This is a genomic window from Mesorhizobium sp. M0854 (genome assembly GCF_040319815.1).
In the GTDB taxonomy this organism is placed as follows: domain Bacteria; phylum Pseudomonadota; class Alphaproteobacteria; order Rhizobiales; family Rhizobiaceae; genus Mesorhizobium.
In genome coordinates this window covers 367,291-383,149 of sequence record NZ_JAMYOL010000002.1, presented here as the reverse complement: position 1 = coordinate 383,149, position 15,859 = coordinate 367,291, and the positions used below count along the sequence as shown (strand labels likewise).

The window sequence follows — 15,859 nt, the reverse complement described above, 5'->3', positions numbered from 1 at the left end:
CCGCGCGACCTTGCGCGCGGCACTCTCTCGCCGGATTACTTTTTCACCGCTTCCAAATCCATGACGATGTCGACATCCGGTCCAAGGCCGAAGCCGGCCGCGGCCTTGGCCATCGGGAAGTCGGCCGTACTGACCTTGCCTGTGGCGCTGAACGCCGCCTTGGTCAGCGTCGCATCCCACGGCGCCGGCGCCTCGTTGATCAGCGTCACGTCGAGGGTGATCTCTTTGGACACACCGCTGATGGTGAGATTGCCGGTGACCTTGCCGGTCTTGTCGCTGACCTTCTCTACCTTGGTGCTTTCGAAGGAGATCGCCGGGAATTCGGCGGCGTTGAAGAAGTCGGGGCCTTTCAAATCGCTGTCGCGCTGGTCATAGGCGGTGTGCACCGAGCCGACATCGATCTCGGCCTTGACGCTGCTTTTCGATGGATCGGCCTTGTCCATCACGATGGCGCCCTTCACCGCATCGAACTGGCCATGCGCGATGCCGTAGATGCCGTGCTTTATGGTGAAGGTGATCCAGGCGTGCTGGCCGTCGATCTCGTAGGTGTCGGCATGTGCTGCCGATGCGAATGCGCACACCGAGGCAAAGGCCAACGCGGCCGTCAGTTTTCTCATCGTCACGTAACTCTCCCCATTGTTGGTTGTCGTTCTTTGGCTCAGGAAAAGCCGAGGGCGGCTCCATGCGGCGCCCATAGGATCGCCGTCAGGATGGCCAATATCGCCGGTGTGGCGATCAGCAGACCGGCAATCGGCGGCCGCAACGGCCGGACGCCGGGAACAAGGCCCCGCAGCGGACCGGGCATCAGCATGGCCACGATCAGCGGCAAGGATGAAAGCACCAGCGCGACCGGATTAGCCTTCGGCGCCAGCAGCGCGACCTGGATCTGCACGGTGGCTGCGGCGTAGATAAGCAGCAGTTCAGTGCCCTTGCTCCAGGCAACGGCGGAGCCTCCGCGCAGCACTGTGATGTACTGGACAAGACACCAGCCGCCGGCGAGCGCGGCAAGCGATCCCAGCAATTGCCCGGTGACGATCGAGGCGCCAAGCACCGAGATGATGGCGCCGGCCAGGCAAAAAGCGAGCATCGCCGCCGGCACCAGGAACGGCGCTTCGGCGGACGACGATGGCGAGGACCGCGCCGACAGCAGCATCGCGGCGCCGACGATCGCCAACAGGCCGGCGATGAGGGCGGCGACCATCTGCAGGTCGAGTGAACCGCCGGCCAGGCGGCGCCAGCCAAGCCACAGCAAGGCTACCGCAAGCGCGGCGGCGACAAGCTTGCCCGCAACGGCAGCGCTCAACAGGCGTTCGGGCAACAGGCCCACGACGATGCCGCCAGAGGCGAGATAGATCAGCTTCTGGCTGGCGGCGACCGGCGGCACCACAGGCGGCCCGAGCGTGTCCCAATAGAAGAACAAAATCAAAGCGGCCCACAGCAGAGAAAGCACTGATCCCGGCAGTGCGACCCTTGCCAACAGCGCCATCACCGTGCCGAGCGCGAGTGGCAGCGCAGCAGTGGTGACCATCGGATTGCCCAGCAACGCACTCAATCGTCGACACCTCTTTGACAACCGGGAAGCCTGCGCAAAACACGCTGCTCGATGCGACTTTGGTCTAGGCCAGTCGACTGCGGGGGCGTCTTGTCCAAGCGGGAACTTTGTTTTGACTGAGCGTGCACTGGCACCATCAGCCGCTTGAAGCCAGCCGACACGCTCCATAACCCTGATGCAACGTGTTCACCAGCAATCGAGGAGGATGGCGTGAACGAGAGAACCGTGCCGCCGATCAGCACTGCTGCCGCCGCTTTCCTGGCGCGTCCGCACCGGCCCTTCATCAATGGACGCTTTGTTGACGGCTTGGCGGGAAATGGCCTCGCTGTCGATGATTCCGCCTCCGGCGAGATCGTCGCGCATGTGCCCGAGAGCGGTCCCGAACTGGTCGACCAGGCGGTGCGTGCTGCGCGTGCAGCCCTTGAAGGCCCGTGGGCCTCAATGCGGCCGGTCGACCGCCAGAACCTGATGCTGAAGCTCGCCGACGCCATCGAGGCCGATGCCGATCTCTTGGCCGAGATCGAAAGCATCGAGAACGGCAAGTCGCTAGGTGTCGCCCGCATGCTTAGCGCCGGCGGCAGCGTCGACTGGCTGCGCTATTATGCCGGGTGGGCGACCAAGATCGAGGGCTCGACCTTCCAGGTGTCCATTCCGGTGCCGCCTGGCGCCAGGCATCAAGCGATGACCATAATGGAACCGGTCGGCGTCGTCGGCGCCATCGTGCCGTGGAATTTCCCGTTGCTGATCGGCATGTGGAAGATCGCGCCGGCGCTCGCCTGCGGCTGCACCGTGGTGTTGAAGCCGCCGCAGGAGACGCCGCTCGGCCTGCTCAGGCTCGCAGAACTGATCAAGGCGTCAGGCTTCCCGCCCGGCGTCATCAACATCGTGACCGGCAGCGGCAGCGTCACCGGCGAGGCGCTGATCCGTCATCCCGGCATCGACAAATTGACCTTCACCGGTTCGACGGAAGTGGGAAAACGCGTCGGCCACGCGGCCGTCGACCATGTCGCCCGCTTCACGCTGGAGCTCGGGTCGAAATCGCCGATGATCCTGCTTGCCGACATGGAAGAGGGCATTGAGCCCCTGGTCGCCGGGCTCGGCATGTTTTTCAACCAGGGCCAGGTCTGCACCTCGGCCTCGCGGCTGCTGATCGAAAAGTCTATCTATGACCGCACGCTGGCGCGGCTGGCCGAGATCGCCGATGGCATGACACTGGGCGCCGGCCGCGATGCCGAAGCCCAGATCAACCCACTGGTCTCGGCCAAGCATCGAAGGAGCGTCGAGGGCTTTGTCGAGCGCAGCCTGGCGGCCGGCGGCGAACGCGTCAGCGGCGCGCGGTCGGTACCGGCCAGGGGCCATTATGTCGCGCCGACCATCCTGCACAATATCAGGCCCGACATGGAGATCGCGCGTGAGGAGGTGTTCGGTCCGGTGGTGGCGGCGATGCCGGTCGCCGATCTCGACGAGGCGATCCATATCGCCAACGACACGCGCTATGGCCTGTCGGCCTCGATCTGGACCCGCGACATGGGCAAGGCGATGACCGCCGTCCACGGCCTCAAGGCCGGCACGGTGTGGGTCAATTCGCATAACACGCTGGACCCTGCGGCACCCTTCGGCGGCTTCAAGCAGTCCGGCATCGGCCGCGAACACGGCCGCGCGGCGATCGACGGCTATCTCGAGACCAAGACCGTCATCATGCGCTACGCCTGACGCCATGAACGCTGCGTACGACTACATCATCGCCGGCGCCGGCTCGGCCGGCTGCACGCTGGCCAACCGCTTGGTCAATACCGGCCAGCGCGTGTTGATCGTCGAAGCCGGGCCGGCCGACAATTCGCGCTTCATCGACATGCCCGCCACCTTCGCCAAGGTGATCGGCACGGCGCGCAGCTGGATCTACGAATCCGATCCCGAACCCAGCGTCGGCGGCCGCTGGCTACCGGTGCCGCAGGGCCGCACGCTGGGCGGCGGGTCGTCGATCAATGCCATGCTCTATGTCAGGGGCCAGCCGCAGGACTATGATGACTGGCGCGACCTTGGCTGTCCCGGCTGGGGCTGGGACGAGGTGCTGCCGGTGTTCAGGCGGCTGGAGCGCAACGAGCGGCTGGCCGGCGATCGCCACGGCACCACCGGACCGCTGCCCGTCTCCGATCCCCGCCATCGCCATCCGCTGTCTCTGGCCTATGTCAGGGCCGCGCAACAGGCCGGCTATCCCTTCAATGACGACTTCAACGGGGACAGGCAGGAAGGCGTCGGCTTTTACCAGACGACGACCGCGAATGGCGAAAGACAATCGGCGGCAAAGGTGTTCCTGAAGCCCTTGGCAGGCAATGCCAATCTCACCGTCGTCACCGATGCGCTTGTCACCGGCGTGACATTGGAAAACGGTGCGGCAAGCGGCCTCGCCTACACCACATCGGACGGACAGACCCATACAGCGACGGCGGAAGCCGAAGTGATCCTCACATCAGGCGCGCTGGCGACGCCGAAGCTGATGATGCTGTCGGGACTGGGGCCAGCCGAACATCTGACCGCACTGGGCATTCCCGTCATCCGCGACATGCCCGCGGTCGGCCGCGACCTGCAGGATCACGTCGCGGCTCCCGTCTATGCGCTGACGCGCCAGCCGATCTCGCTGCTTGGTGAGGACCGTGGCCTGCGGGCGCTGCGCCACGGCCTGCAGTACCTCATGTTCCGCACCGGCCTGCTCACCTCGAATGTGGTCGAGAGCGGCGGCTTCTTCGACGCCGATGGCGATGGCCGTCCCGATATCCAGTTCCACGTCCTGCCGGTGATGATCGAGAGCGCCGAACACGGCTCGATCGAGCGGCACGGCATGGAGATCAATCCTTGTGTGCTCAGGCCGAAGTCGCGCGGCACGGTCAGGCTGCGCTCGCGCGATGCGGCCGATCCGATCCGCTTCACCACCGGCTTCCTGTCCGATCCGGACGATCTCGCCTTGCTGCTGGCCGGCATGAAGATCGCCCGCACCATCCTGCGCCAGCCGGCGCTGCAGGCCATGGTGGCGGAGGAGCTTTCGCCGGGCGCGGCCGCGGATCTTCCTGACCAGGCGATCGTCGGCCACATCCTCGAACACGCCAAGACGGTCTACCACCCATCGGGAACCTGCCGGATGGGCAATGACAACAGTGCCGTGGTCGATCCGCGGTTGCGCGTCCGCGGCGTGCCGCGCCTGCGGATCTGCGATGCCTCGGTCATGCCCAGGCTCATCAGTGGCAACACCAACGCGCCGGTGATCATGATCGCCGACCGCTGTGCCGATTTCATCCTCGGCAGCGCTTAGCGAGAAACGGTCAGCCGAGAGAAATCCAGGCCGTTTTGAGATCGGTGTATTTGTCCAGCGCATGCATCGACTTGTCGCGACCGAAGCCGGACTGCTTGACGCCGCCGAGCGGCACGGTGATGTCGGCGCCGCCATAGGTGTTGACGTGGACGACGCCGGCATTGATGTTGCGCACCATACGATGCGCCGTGGAGAGGTTGGCGGTCCACACCGCCGAGGCAAGGCCATAGACCGTCGAATTGGCAAGCCGCACCGCCTCTTCCTCGGTCTCGAAGCGCATCACGCCGAGCACCGGCCCAAACACCTCCTCGCGGGCGAGTTGCATCTCTTGCGTCACGTTCTCGAAGATCGTCGGCGCCATGTAGCTGCCGCCGGTTTCGGCCAGGATCCGTCCGCCGCCGGTGACCAGACGGGCGCCTTCAACTGTCGCCCGTTCGACGAAGCCGAGATTCTTGTCCAGCTGCTCGGCGCTTGATACCGCACCGACGTCGCTCGTCAGATTGAGCGGATCGCCGACCTTCAGCCGCGTGGTCGCTGCGAGGAGCTCGTCCATGAAGCGGTCGTAGACCGACGCCTGGACGAGCAGGCGCGAGCCGGCAACGCAGACCTGGCCGGAATTGCGAAAAATGCCGTTGGCCGAGACGATTGCGGCCTGTTTCAGGTCCGGGGCGTCGGCAAAGACGATGTTGGGCGACTTGCCGCCGAGTTCGAGGAAGACGCGCTTCAGATTGGAACGCGCCGCATACTCAAGCAGATGCCGGCCGACCGGCCCCGAGCCGGTGAAGGCTATGGCGTCGACATCCATGTGCAGGCCGAGCGCCTCGCCGGCAACCGCGCCACGGCCGGTAACGACGTTAAACACACCGGCGGGAAGCCCGGCTTCGGCAGCGAGCTCAGCCAGCCGCAGAAGCGTCAGCGAAGCGACCTCGGGCGGCTTGACGACGATGGAATTGCCGGCAGCCAGCGCCGGCGCGATCTTCCAGGCGCCGATCATCAATGGGAAATTCCAGGGTACGATGACGCTGACAACGCCGAGCGGCTCCTTGTGGATCAGCCCGAGCACATTCTCGGCCGTCGGCGCGATCTCGCCATAGACCTTGTCGATAGCCTCCGCGTAGTAGCGGATGGTGCCCGCGGCCGATAACGGCTCGGCCTTGTAGGCCATGCCGATCTCGGTGCCGTTGTCGCGGACGCCAAGCACCGCCAGTTCATCGACATGCTTTTCGACCAGCTCGGCTAACTTCGTCAGAATCTTCTTGCGGAAGGCGGGGGCGGCGCGCGACCACGAGCCCTTCTCAAACGCCTTGCGCGCCGACGCCACGGCGCGATCGACATCGACGGCGTTGCCGTCGGCGATGCTGGCGAACGGGCGGCCATCGATCGGCGAGATCACGGGCAGCGTGGCGCCACTTGCACCTGCGGTCTGCGCACCATCGATGAAGAGGTTTCGCACGCCGACCTCGGCCTTGCGCAGCATATCGATGGTGTTCTGGTTGATCATTGGGTACCGGCTCCGAAGGCGACATGCAGGGTGGTTGGCGCGCGAAATTCCCAGCCCCGGAACACCGGTTCCTTGCCTGGCACCAGCCGCAGATCCGGAAACCGTTCCAGCAGAAGCCTTACCGCGAGGCACATCTGCTCGCGCGCAAAAAACCGACCCGAACAGAAGTGATGGCCAAAGCCGAAGGCAGCGTGGTTGCCTTCATCACGAAGGATGTCGAAACGGTCGGGATCGGAGAACCGGATTTCGTCGCGGCTGGCCGAGGAGACGAGCGCGGCGACTGGCGCGCCCGCCGGGATGGTCACGCCGCCGAGCTCGACCGCGCGCGTCGTCTGGCGCGTCTGCGTGCCGATCGGCGCGACCCATCGCAGACCCTCGTCGACCGCCTTCGGCACCAAGGTTTCCAGATCGTCCAGCACCTGCCGCATCTGCTCGGGATGCGAAAGCAGGCCGGCAAGTATGGAGCCGGCGCCATGGCCGGGCTCCTGCATGCCGCCGAGCAGGATGACCTTGATGCTCGGCATCACGAAGTCGATGGCGCGGGTCGCACCCTGCGGCATGCCGTCATGCAGTATGTGCGACAGGGCGGAGTCGTCAGGCGCGTGGACAAGCCTCTCCAGCGTCGGCAGGATGGCGGCGCCAACCTCGGCGCTGATCGCATCGGCGATTTCCTGGCGCTTCGGATCGTTCTCGAAATTGATGGCGCCCTGGGCAAGGCCATAGAACCAGCGCCGCAAGGTCGGCATGTCGATGTCGGCCAGCCCGAGCGAGCGCGCCAGGCTGAGCGTCGACACCGGCTCGAAATACTCGGCCATCAGTTCCGCCGCACCCTGCTCGGCGATCCGGTCGAGATAGGCTCCGGCGATCGAGCGCACGAGATCCCCGGCATAGGAAGCGACGGTGCGCGGCCGGTATTTCGGGTCGACGCCCTGGCGCAGATCCTTGTGGACGTCTCCGTCGGTGGTCAGGATGGTCGGCTTGCCGAAGGAGCGTTCGACCGGGGATGTCCCGACAACCGCGGAGAAGATGTCGGGCGACTTCGCGACCGTTTCGACATCCTTCCAGCGGGTGACGAACCAGAGGTTGACCGCCGGCACGAAAGCGACCGGCGCGTTGCGCCTCAGTTCAGCATAGATCGGATACGGATCGGCTTCCAGCGCCTCAACGGTGATGCTCTCGGCAAAGCTCAACGCCGCTACTCCCCTAGGGTGAAGAAGGGGGCGGCGTCATGCGCCGCCCCTCTTGATCTCAGTCCTTCAAAGGCTGTCCAAGCTCGGCGAAGGCCACCGGATCCCGGCTCTTCAACGCGCTCGCCAGCACAAGGCCAACCACGGCCGCGATCAGCACCAGCGCCGGCAGGAACACGCCGAGGAACCCGCCAGCACCGGACAGGCCGCCGAAATTGATGACGATCAGATAGATGATGATGACGAAGGCGATGAAGGTCAGCCCCGGCAGGATTGTGGTCTTCACCGCGTTCTCCTGACTGGACGGGTTGGCACGGAAGAACATCACGACGGCGAGCGAGGCCACCGCCATCATCACGATGACGCCGAGAGTGGCAACGTTGGTCAGCCACGAAAACAGCGCCAGCACCGGGTCAAGGCCAAGCACGGCGAAGAGCCCGACGACGACAGCGGCAAGCACGCTCTGGATGACCGAGGCGACATGCGGGCTCTGGTGCGTCGAATGGGTCACGCCGATGGTCCGCGGCAGGAGCTTCTCGCGGCCGGAAACATAGATGTAGCGGGCGACCGCATTGTGGAACGCCAGTACGCCGGCAAACAGGCTCGACACGAACAGGATGCTCATGGCGTGCGAGAGCATCGTTCCGGCGTAGCGGTCGGACAGGCCGAACAGGAACGTGGTCGGATCCTGAAGCCCCTGCAGCGCCGGCAGCAGCTTATCAACGCCGGCACCGACCGCCATCAGCCATGCGGTGACCATGTAGAAGACGCCGATCAGGATGACGGAGAAATATGTCGCCCGCGGAATGGTGACCTTGGGGTCGCGCGCCTCCTCGGCATAGATCGTCGTTGCCTCGAAGCCGATGAACGCGGCAAAGCAGAACAGGATGGCGATCGCCGGCGCGCCGCTGGTGATCTGGCTCCAACTGAACGGCGCCGCTGACAGTCCACTATCGCCTCCGGTCTTGACGATCGCCATGTCGAGGATCAGCACCACGACGTATTCGGCAAGCACCAGAACGGTCAGGATCTTGGCCGACAGGTCGACCTGCCTGTAGCCGAGCACGGCGACGATGGCGATGGCGATGAAACTCCACGCCCACCAGGGCAAGTTGATGCCCCAGCCGGCGAACAGCCCGGCGGTCGCGGCACCGAGAAGGCCCATGACGCCGATCTGCATGGCATTGTAGGACAGGATTGCGATCAGCGCCGTGGCGCCGCCGGCGAGACCGCCGAGCCCGCGCGCCGCATACGCATAGAAGGCGCCTGCATTGCCGACATGGCGCGACATGGCGACATAGCCGACCGCGAACAACAGCAGCAGCAGCGTCACGATCAGATAGGTGCCGGCAAAGCCCGCGCCATTGCCCATCAGCATGCCGAGCGGCGTGCCGCCAGCCACAGCCGTCAGAGGCGCCGCTGCCGAGATCACCATGAAGGTGATGGCGCCAACGCCAAGGCTGTTCTTCCTCAGCCGGTTCGCTTCGCCGGCTTCAATTGTCGTCATCTTTCCCTCCAATTCCGCGCTGCGGAAGCCAAGTGTCCCTGAAATGTCGAGGCCCTGTTTCGGGCCGCCTTGTCGTTTCATTATTTGCAACGACATTTCCAATATAGACTTGCAAAGGAACCGGCTTCCTGTCAAGTTAATTCGCACGTTAAGTATCAGATGGAGGATCAGATACGCATGGGTACGGTGAGCAAGGCCATCACGCTGCTGGAAATGCTCGGTCGCGGCGAGCCCGAGACGGCGTTGGCTGACCTCGCCCGGCGCGCCGGCCATGACAAGGCAACCACGCGCCGGCTGCTGGTCTCCCTGATAGCGCATGGGCTGGTCGAGCAGGATGAAGCCACGCGTCTTTACCGGCTGGGCGCCGGTGTCGCGCGGCTGGCGCTGATGCGCGAAGCCCAGTTTCCCTTCCTGCGCATGGCGGTGCCGGTGGTCGAGGCGCTGGCGGCGGAAACCGATGAGACGGTGCACCTGTCGGAATATTCGAAGCGCGGCCTGATCACAGTCCATGTCGTCGAATCGACCAGGGCCAATCGCGTCAGCGTGCAACTCGGCGAGGTGCTGCCGATGCATGCGACGGCTTCTGGCATTGCGTTCCTGGCGTTCACGGAAGAGCGTATCCGAGACGCTGTTCTGGCCGGACCGCTGCCGGCCTTCACGCCCCACACAATAGGCGACGCGAAAACACTTGCCGAGCATGTCGCCGCCGCCCGCGCGCGCGGGCACTCGACCGGCTCGCAAGGCTTCGAGGAGGGCGTGCTCAGCGTCGCGGCGCCGATCCTCGGCGCCGACGGTTTTGCCATTGGCATCATCGCCGTCGCGGCGCCTAAGGTGCGGGTCCAGAAGGGCGAGATCGAGCGCTATGGCGCCAGTGTGGCGGCGGCTGCGCGCGTTATCAGCGAGCGGCTTTTCGGACGGCAGGGCCAGCCGGGCCTCAAGCGAGCATGACAACAAATACCCCTGCAAGGAGATTGACTGTGGAGGAGACACGCCGAATCCTGGTTATAGGCACCGGTGACACCAAGGCCGACGAATTGCTCTTCATGCGCGAGCGCATCGAGGCGGTCGGCGGTGTCGCCGTGATGATGGATGTGAGCGTGCTCGGCGATCCGCCCTACCAGCCGGCGCATGACAAGCATGCGGTGGCTCAAGCTGCCGACACGACCATCGAGGCGATCATCGCCAGCGGCGACGAGAATTCGGCGATGACGCTGATGGCGCTCGGCGCCTCGCGGCTTGCCCGCGCACTCTGCGACAAGGGCGAAATCCACGGTTTCATCGCGCTCGGTGGCTCGATGGGCACCGACCTTGCGCTTGACGTCGCGCTGGCGCTGCCGCTCGGCGTGCCGAAATTCGTCATCTCGACCATTGCCTATTCACATCTGCTGCCACCAGAACGGATCGCCACAGACCTGATGATGATCCTGTGGGCGGGCGGTCTCTATGGCCTCAACAGTGCCTGCAAGGCGGTGCTGTCGCAGGCCTGCGGAGCGGTGGTGGGTGCCGCGCGCGCCGTCGTTAAGCCGGACGCGACGCGGCCCAGGATAGGCATGAGTTCGCTGGGAAAAAGCTGCCTGCACTATATGGTGACGCTGAAGCCGGAGCTGGAGAAGCGCGGCTATGAAGTCATCGTCTTCCACACCACCGGCATGGGCGGCCGGGCGCTTGAGGCGATCGCCGCGCAACGCGGCTTCGTCGCGGTGATGGATTTCAGCCTTCAGGAACTCGCCAACCAGCTGACCGGCTCGGTGGTGAATTCGGGCTCCGACCGGCTGGAAAATGCTGGTCGGCAAGGCATCCCTCAGATCGTGGCACCTGGCGCCGTCGACATGGTGGATTTTCCGACCTGGCAAGCAGTGCCTGCCCGTTTCTTCGAACGGCCGTACCATGCGCACAACCGCCTGCTCGCCTCGGTGACATCAGACGGCGAAACCCGCAAGGAGATCGCGCGCGCCATCGGCGAGAAGCTCGCCGCCGCAACCGGGCCGACCGCCTTCATCCTGCCGGCAGGCGGCATCCAGCAATGGGACCAGGAGGGCGAGCCGCTGCACGAACCGGAGGCGCTGTCGGCCTTTGTCGAGGAGATGCGCTCGAGCGTGCCCGGCAATGCCGAGTTGCACGAGATATCAGGGCACATCAACGACGCCGCCTTCAGCGCCAAGGCACTGGAGATCTTCGACCGCTGGGTCGCCGAAGGCATTGTGCCGCTGGGCGCGCCGGAAGGAACTCAAGCTGCATGAGCGGGCCATCGCCAAAGGCGCTGGTGCTTGATTTCGGCGGCGTCGTCACCCGCACGCTGTTCGAAACGCACGCGTTGACCGAACGCGCATTGGACTTGACGCCCGGCATGCTCGGCTGGCGCGGGCCGTTCGATCCGGCATCCGACCCGCTGTGGCGTTCCATGCAAGCCGACGAGATCAGCGAGCGCGACTACTGGAAGACGCGCACGCGTGAAGTCGGCCGTCTCGTCGGCGAGGACTGGGACGACATGTCGACTTTCGTGCAGCGGGCGCGCGGCGCCGACCCGCAAGCGGTGGTGCGGCCAGAGGCGGAACGAGCGATCCGTGCGGCGCATGAAGCTGGCATCCGGCTCGCCATCCTCTCCAACGAGCTCGACTTGTTCTACGGCAACAGCTTTCGCGAGCGCCTGCCGCTGCTGTCGCTGTTCGAGACCATCATCGACGCCACCTACACGCACATCCTGAAACCCGATCCGCGCGCTTATGCGATGGTGAGCGAAGCACTGCACTTGCCGCCCGCGGCTTGCGTCTTCGTCGACGACCAGAAGCGTAACGTCGACGGCGCGGTCGCCGCCGGCATGCTGGCCGTGCATTTCGACGTCGCCCAACCGGGGCAAGGCTATGCAGAGGCGCTCGGCCATTTCGGCGTTGCGGCCTAAGAATTCAAGAAACGGAGTTCCCACCGATGCGCGACATCAACTTCCTCACCGAGAACAACGCCAAGCCGATCTGGCATCCGATGGCGCATCCGGCCGAGATGCGCGCGACGCCGCCAAAGATCATCATGAAGGGCGAAGGCGTCTCGGTCACCGATGCCGAAGGCCGCACCGTCCTCGATGCAGTCGGGGGCCTGTGGAACGTCAACCTCGGCTACAGCTGCGATCCGATCAAGAAGGCGATCGCAGCACAACTCGACGCCCTGCCCTATTATTCCGGCTTTCGCGGCACCTCGACCGGACCGTCGATCGAGCTTGCCTATGAGCTGTGCGACTGGTTCGCTCCCGAGGGCATGGTACGGACCTTCTTCACCTCCGGCGGCTCGGACTCGGTCGAGACGGCACTGCGGCTGTCGCGGCAATACTGGAAGATCAGGGGCCAGGGCGACCGGACGAAGTTCCTGGCGCTGAAGAAGGGCTATCACGGAACGCATTTCGGCGGCGCCTCGGTCAACGGCAATGCCAATTTCCGGCGCAACTACGAGCCGCTTTTGCCCGGCGTCTTCCACACACCGGCGCCATGGACCTACCGCAATCCGTTCGACGAGACCGATCCGGCGAAGCTGGCGAAACTCTGCGCGCGGGCGATCGAAGACGAGATCGCCTTCCAGGGCGCCGACACGATCGCCGCCTTCATCATGGAGCCAGTGCTCGGCGCCGGCGGTGTGATCGTTCCGCATGAGAGCTTCATGCCGATGGTGCGGGCGATCTGCGACCGTCACGACATCCTGCTCATCGCCGACGAGGTGGTGACCGGCTTCGGTCGCACCGGCGCCTGGTCGGGCTCGCGGCTCTCCGGAGTGAAGCCGGATTTCATGACCATCGCCAAGGCGATCACCTCAGGCTACTTCCCGCTCGGCGCCACGCTGATCAGCGCCAAGGTTGCCGACGTCTTCGAGGCCGACAAGACCAGCTTCGGCTCGATCGGGCACGGCTACACCTATTCCGGCCATCCGGTCGGCTGCGCGGCGGGGCTGGCCACACTCGCCGAGACCAAGCGGCTTGCCGTCAACGAGAATGCGGCGGCGCGCGGTGTCGAGCTCGGCAAGGCGCTGGAGGCGCTGAAGGCGAAGCACGCTTTGGTTGGCGATGTGCGCTACCAAGGGCTGATGGCGGCGCTCGAACTGGTTTCCGACCGTGCCGCCAAGAAGCCGGCCGACAAGAAGACGATGAATGCCGCCGCAGAGGCCGCCTACAAGGCCGGCGTCATGCTGCGCGTCTCCGGCAACACCATCATCCTGTCGCCGCCGCTGGTGATCTCGTCCGCCGATGTGGCAAAGATCGCCGAGGCTCTCGACGCCGGACTGACGGCAGCCGCCTGAGCGACGGTGACGCTCAGTCCTGACCGAGCCGCAGGCGTCGCCACGCCGCCGGCGAGAGGCCGACGGCGGCGCGGAAGAAGCGCGAGAAATAAGCCGGGTCGTTGAACCCGGTCTCATAGGCGATGTCCTCGACCGGGCGCACGGTGAACAGCAGCAGGCGCTTGGCCTCGACCAGCCGCCGCTCACCAACCGCCTGGCGTACGCCCGCGCCGAGCACCTGCCGCGCTGCCTTGTCGAGCAGATGGCGCGTGGTGCCGAGCGCGGCGGCATAGCGCTCGACCGGCCAGTCGTCGCGAAAGTGTCGGTCGATCAGACGCCGCAGCCGGCCGCCCAGCGCCACCGTCGCCGGCACCGCGACAGCATGCGACTGCGCATCGAGGCGGGCGATGCCCGACAATGCCACGGCGATCAGCGGCGGCAGGATTTTCTCCATACCGGGCAACCTGTCGGCATATTCCGCCTGGATCATCGTAACCGTATCACCCAACCTTTCCCAGAGGGCCGTTTCACCGCGTCCGGTGACGAAGACCGGCTGGTCGAGCGGCAGCGCGGACTGCTCAGCGATCGCCGCAAGGGCAGCATCGGCGACCGAGACAACGATGGCGTCGGCGCCCGTCTCGATGCTGAATCCGTGGACCACGCCGCTCGGCATGAAGCTCACCGTCGGCGCCGAAAAACTCCAGGTCTCGTCTTCGATCCGATAAATGCCGCTGCCGCCGGTCCAGAAGGTGATCTGCGCCATTTGCGGGTGCTTGTGCGCGAGAACCTGGCCGCGATGCACGGAGGCACGCGCAAGAACAGTCTCGACATGCAGGAATCCGACGTCGAGCGCACGCGCCGGTTCGCCGTAGACGAAGAATTCGGGAATGGCAGTCTGGCTCATCACGGCGAAAAAATCCAAGTGGTTCTATACTTTCGTCCATAAACCTTTGTCACGACGATTGCTACAGTTGACGCGTTAAAGGAGGATCATGATGCGATCGGAAGATTTCCGGGCCGACACGAAACGGCCGTTTACCGGTGCCGAATATTTGCAGAGCCTGCGCGACGGGCGCGAGGTCTATATCAATGGCGAGCGGATTGCCGACGTCACCACCCATCCGGCGATGCGCAACTCGGCGCGCTCGCTGGCCCGCCTCTACAATGCCTTGCACGATCCGGCGCGGCAGGCGGTGCTGACCTCGCCGACCGACACCGGTTCTGGCGGCTACACGCACAAATATTTCCGCGTCGCCCATTCCGCCGCGGATCTCGCCGCACAGCAGACCGCCATCGCCGACTGGTCGCGCATGTCCTACGGCTGGATGGGGCGCACGCCCGATTACAAGGCAGCACTTATGAACACGCTCGGCGCCAATGCCGAGTGGTACGGCCCGTTCAGGGACAATGCACTCGCCTGGCACAAACGCGCCCAGGAAGCGGCCCTGTTCATGAACCATGCCATCGTCAACCCGCCGATCGACCGCCACAAGCCGGCCGAGCAGGTGAAGGACGTGTTCGTGCACATCACGAAGGAGAACGACGCCGGCATCTGGGTGTCCGGCGCCAAGGTGGTGGCGACGTCGTCAGCGCTCACCCATTACAATTTCCTGGCGCAGAGCTCGGCGACGGTCACCGAGGACCCGTCATTGTCGGTGATGTTCATCGTGCCTATGAACGCGCCGGGGATAAAGATGTTCTGCCGCGTCTCTTACGAGCAGACGGCCAACACGGTCGGCCATCCCTTCGACTATCCGCTGTCGTCTCGTTTCGACGAGAACGATGCGATCCTGGTGCTGGACAATGTCTTCATCCCCTGGGAGGACGTGCTGGTGCTGCGCGATGCGCAGAAGATCCTCTCCTTCCACCCGGCGTCGGGCTTCATGCACGGCTATTGTTTTCAGGGCTGCACGCGCTTCGCCGTCAAGCTCGACTTCCTCGCAGGCCTGCTGGCGAAGGCGCTGCGCGCGACGGGCGGGGATGCCTTCCGCGGCAACCAGGCGGCGCTCGGCGAAGTAATTGCGCTGCGCCACATGTTCTGGAGCTTTTCCAACGCCATGGCGCACAAACCGATCCCATGGGCGAACGGCGCCGTGCTGCCCAATCTCGAGGCGGCGCTCGCCTATCGCACTTTCATGTCGGAGGCCTATCCGCGCGTTATCGATACGGTGCGCCGAGTCATCGCTTCGGGGCTGATCTACCTGCCGTCCTCGGCAAAGGATTTCGACAATCCGGAGATCGACAAGTACCTTGCCCAGTACGTGCGCGGCTCCAACGACATGGGCCATGTCGAACGCATCAAGATCATGAAGCTGCTGTGGGATGCGACCGGCACCGAGTTCGGCGGCCGCCACGCGCTCTATGAGCTCAACTATGCCGGTGCGCCGGAAGAGGTGCGGCTGCAGGTGCTGAAGGGCGCTGAGCGCGGCGGGCGCCTGAGGGCGATGGAGGAACTGGTCGACACCTGCATGGCCGACTACGACGAAATGGGCTGGACCGGCGACACCTGGCTGCCGCCGCTGCCGGCTGGCGCAAGCTGAGGTCCCGG

General features: G+C 64.9%; 13 protein-coding genes. 7 read left to right on the top strand and 6 right to left on the bottom strand.

Annotated features, from left to right (window positions below):
- Positions 1–35: 35 nt before the first annotated feature.
- Positions 36–617, bottom strand: a complete 582-nt coding sequence (locus tag NKH99_RS04715; protein WP_352539477.1) for a YceI family protein — start codon at positions 615–617, stop codon at positions 36–38.
- Positions 618–658: 41 nt separating this feature from the next.
- A complete protein-coding gene (locus NKH99_RS04710; RefSeq protein WP_352469651.1) occupies positions 659–1,552 on the bottom strand; it encodes a hypothetical protein in 894 nt (297 codons plus the stop codon).
- A 210-nt stretch (positions 1,553–1,762) separates the two neighbouring features.
- Between NKH99_RS04710 and NKH99_RS04705 the strand changes: the two genes are divergently transcribed.
- Both NKH99_RS04705 and NKH99_RS04700 read left to right on the top strand, forming a co-directional pair.
- Positions 1,763–3,265 (top strand): aldehyde dehydrogenase family protein, encoded by a 1,503-nt coding sequence (locus NKH99_RS04705; RefSeq protein WP_353012889.1) that lies wholly within the window; start codon positions 1,763–1,765, stop codon positions 3,263–3,265.
- A gap of 4 nt (positions 3,266–3,269) precedes the next feature.
- Positions 3,270–4,859 (top strand): GMC family oxidoreductase, encoded by a 1,590-nt coding sequence (locus NKH99_RS04700; protein WP_353012886.1) that lies wholly within the window; start codon positions 3,270–3,272, stop codon positions 4,857–4,859.
- Positions 4,860–4,869: 10 nt separating this feature from the next.
- Here the strand turns inward: NKH99_RS04700 and NKH99_RS04695 are convergent, their stop codons facing one another.
- The 3 genes from NKH99_RS04695 to NKH99_RS04685 are packed head-to-tail and all read right to left on the bottom strand — an operon-like array spanning position 4,870 to position 9,054.
- A complete protein-coding gene (locus NKH99_RS04695) occupies positions 4,870–6,360 on the bottom strand; it encodes an aldehyde dehydrogenase (protein ID WP_353012883.1) in 1,491 nt (496 codons plus the stop codon).
- On the bottom strand, positions 6,357–7,550 hold the full coding sequence (locus NKH99_RS04690; protein ID WP_352685378.1) for a cytochrome P450: 1,194 nt from the start codon (positions 7,548–7,550) through the stop codon (positions 6,357–6,359). Before NKH99_RS04690 ends, NKH99_RS04695 begins: the two co-directional genes overlap by 4 nt.
- 58 nt (positions 7,551–7,608) lie before the next feature.
- Entirely contained in the window at positions 7,609–9,054 is a 1,446-nt protein-coding gene (locus NKH99_RS04685; protein ID WP_352685377.1) for an APC family permease, read from the bottom strand.
- Positions 9,055–9,231: 177 nt separating this feature from the next.
- Between NKH99_RS04685 and NKH99_RS04680 the strand changes: the two genes are divergently transcribed.
- Genes NKH99_RS04680 through NKH99_RS04665 form a run of 4 tightly spaced genes read left to right on the top strand, consistent with a single transcriptional unit; the run spans position 9,232 to position 13,332 of the window.
- Positions 9,232–10,002 (top strand): IclR family transcriptional regulator, encoded by a 771-nt coding sequence (locus tag NKH99_RS04680; protein ID WP_352685376.1) that lies wholly within the window; start codon positions 9,232–9,234, stop codon positions 10,000–10,002.
- Entirely contained in the window at positions 9,999–11,294 is a 1,296-nt protein-coding gene (locus tag NKH99_RS04675) for a Tm-1-like ATP-binding domain-containing protein (protein WP_352685375.1), read from the top strand. Before NKH99_RS04680 ends, NKH99_RS04675 begins: the two co-directional genes overlap by 4 nt.
- On the top strand, positions 11,291–11,953 hold the full coding sequence (locus NKH99_RS04670) for an HAD family hydrolase (RefSeq protein WP_352685374.1): 663 nt from the start codon (positions 11,291–11,293) through the stop codon (positions 11,951–11,953). Before NKH99_RS04675 ends, NKH99_RS04670 begins: the two co-directional genes overlap by 4 nt.
- Positions 11,954–11,979: 26 nt before the next feature.
- Positions 11,980–13,332, top strand: coding sequence for an aspartate aminotransferase family protein (locus NKH99_RS04665; protein WP_352503133.1), 1,353 nt, complete (start codon positions 11,980–11,982; stop codon positions 13,330–13,332).
- A gap of 13 nt (positions 13,333–13,345) precedes the next feature.
- Here the strand turns inward: NKH99_RS04665 and NKH99_RS04660 are convergent, their stop codons facing one another.
- The gene (locus NKH99_RS04660) at positions 13,346–14,215 is read right to left on the bottom strand and encodes a helix-turn-helix domain-containing protein (RefSeq protein WP_352469641.1); all 870 of its coding nucleotides are present in this window, start codon (positions 14,213–14,215) and stop codon (positions 13,346–13,348) included.
- A 91-nt stretch (positions 14,216–14,306) separates the two neighbouring features.
- On the opposite strand from NKH99_RS04660, the gene NKH99_RS04655 reads away from it, so the two are divergent.
- On the top strand, positions 14,307–15,851 hold the full coding sequence (locus NKH99_RS04655; protein ID WP_352469821.1) for a 4-hydroxyphenylacetate 3-hydroxylase N-terminal domain-containing protein: 1,545 nt from the start codon (positions 14,307–14,309) through the stop codon (positions 15,849–15,851).
- Positions 15,852–15,859 lie beyond the last annotated feature (8 nt).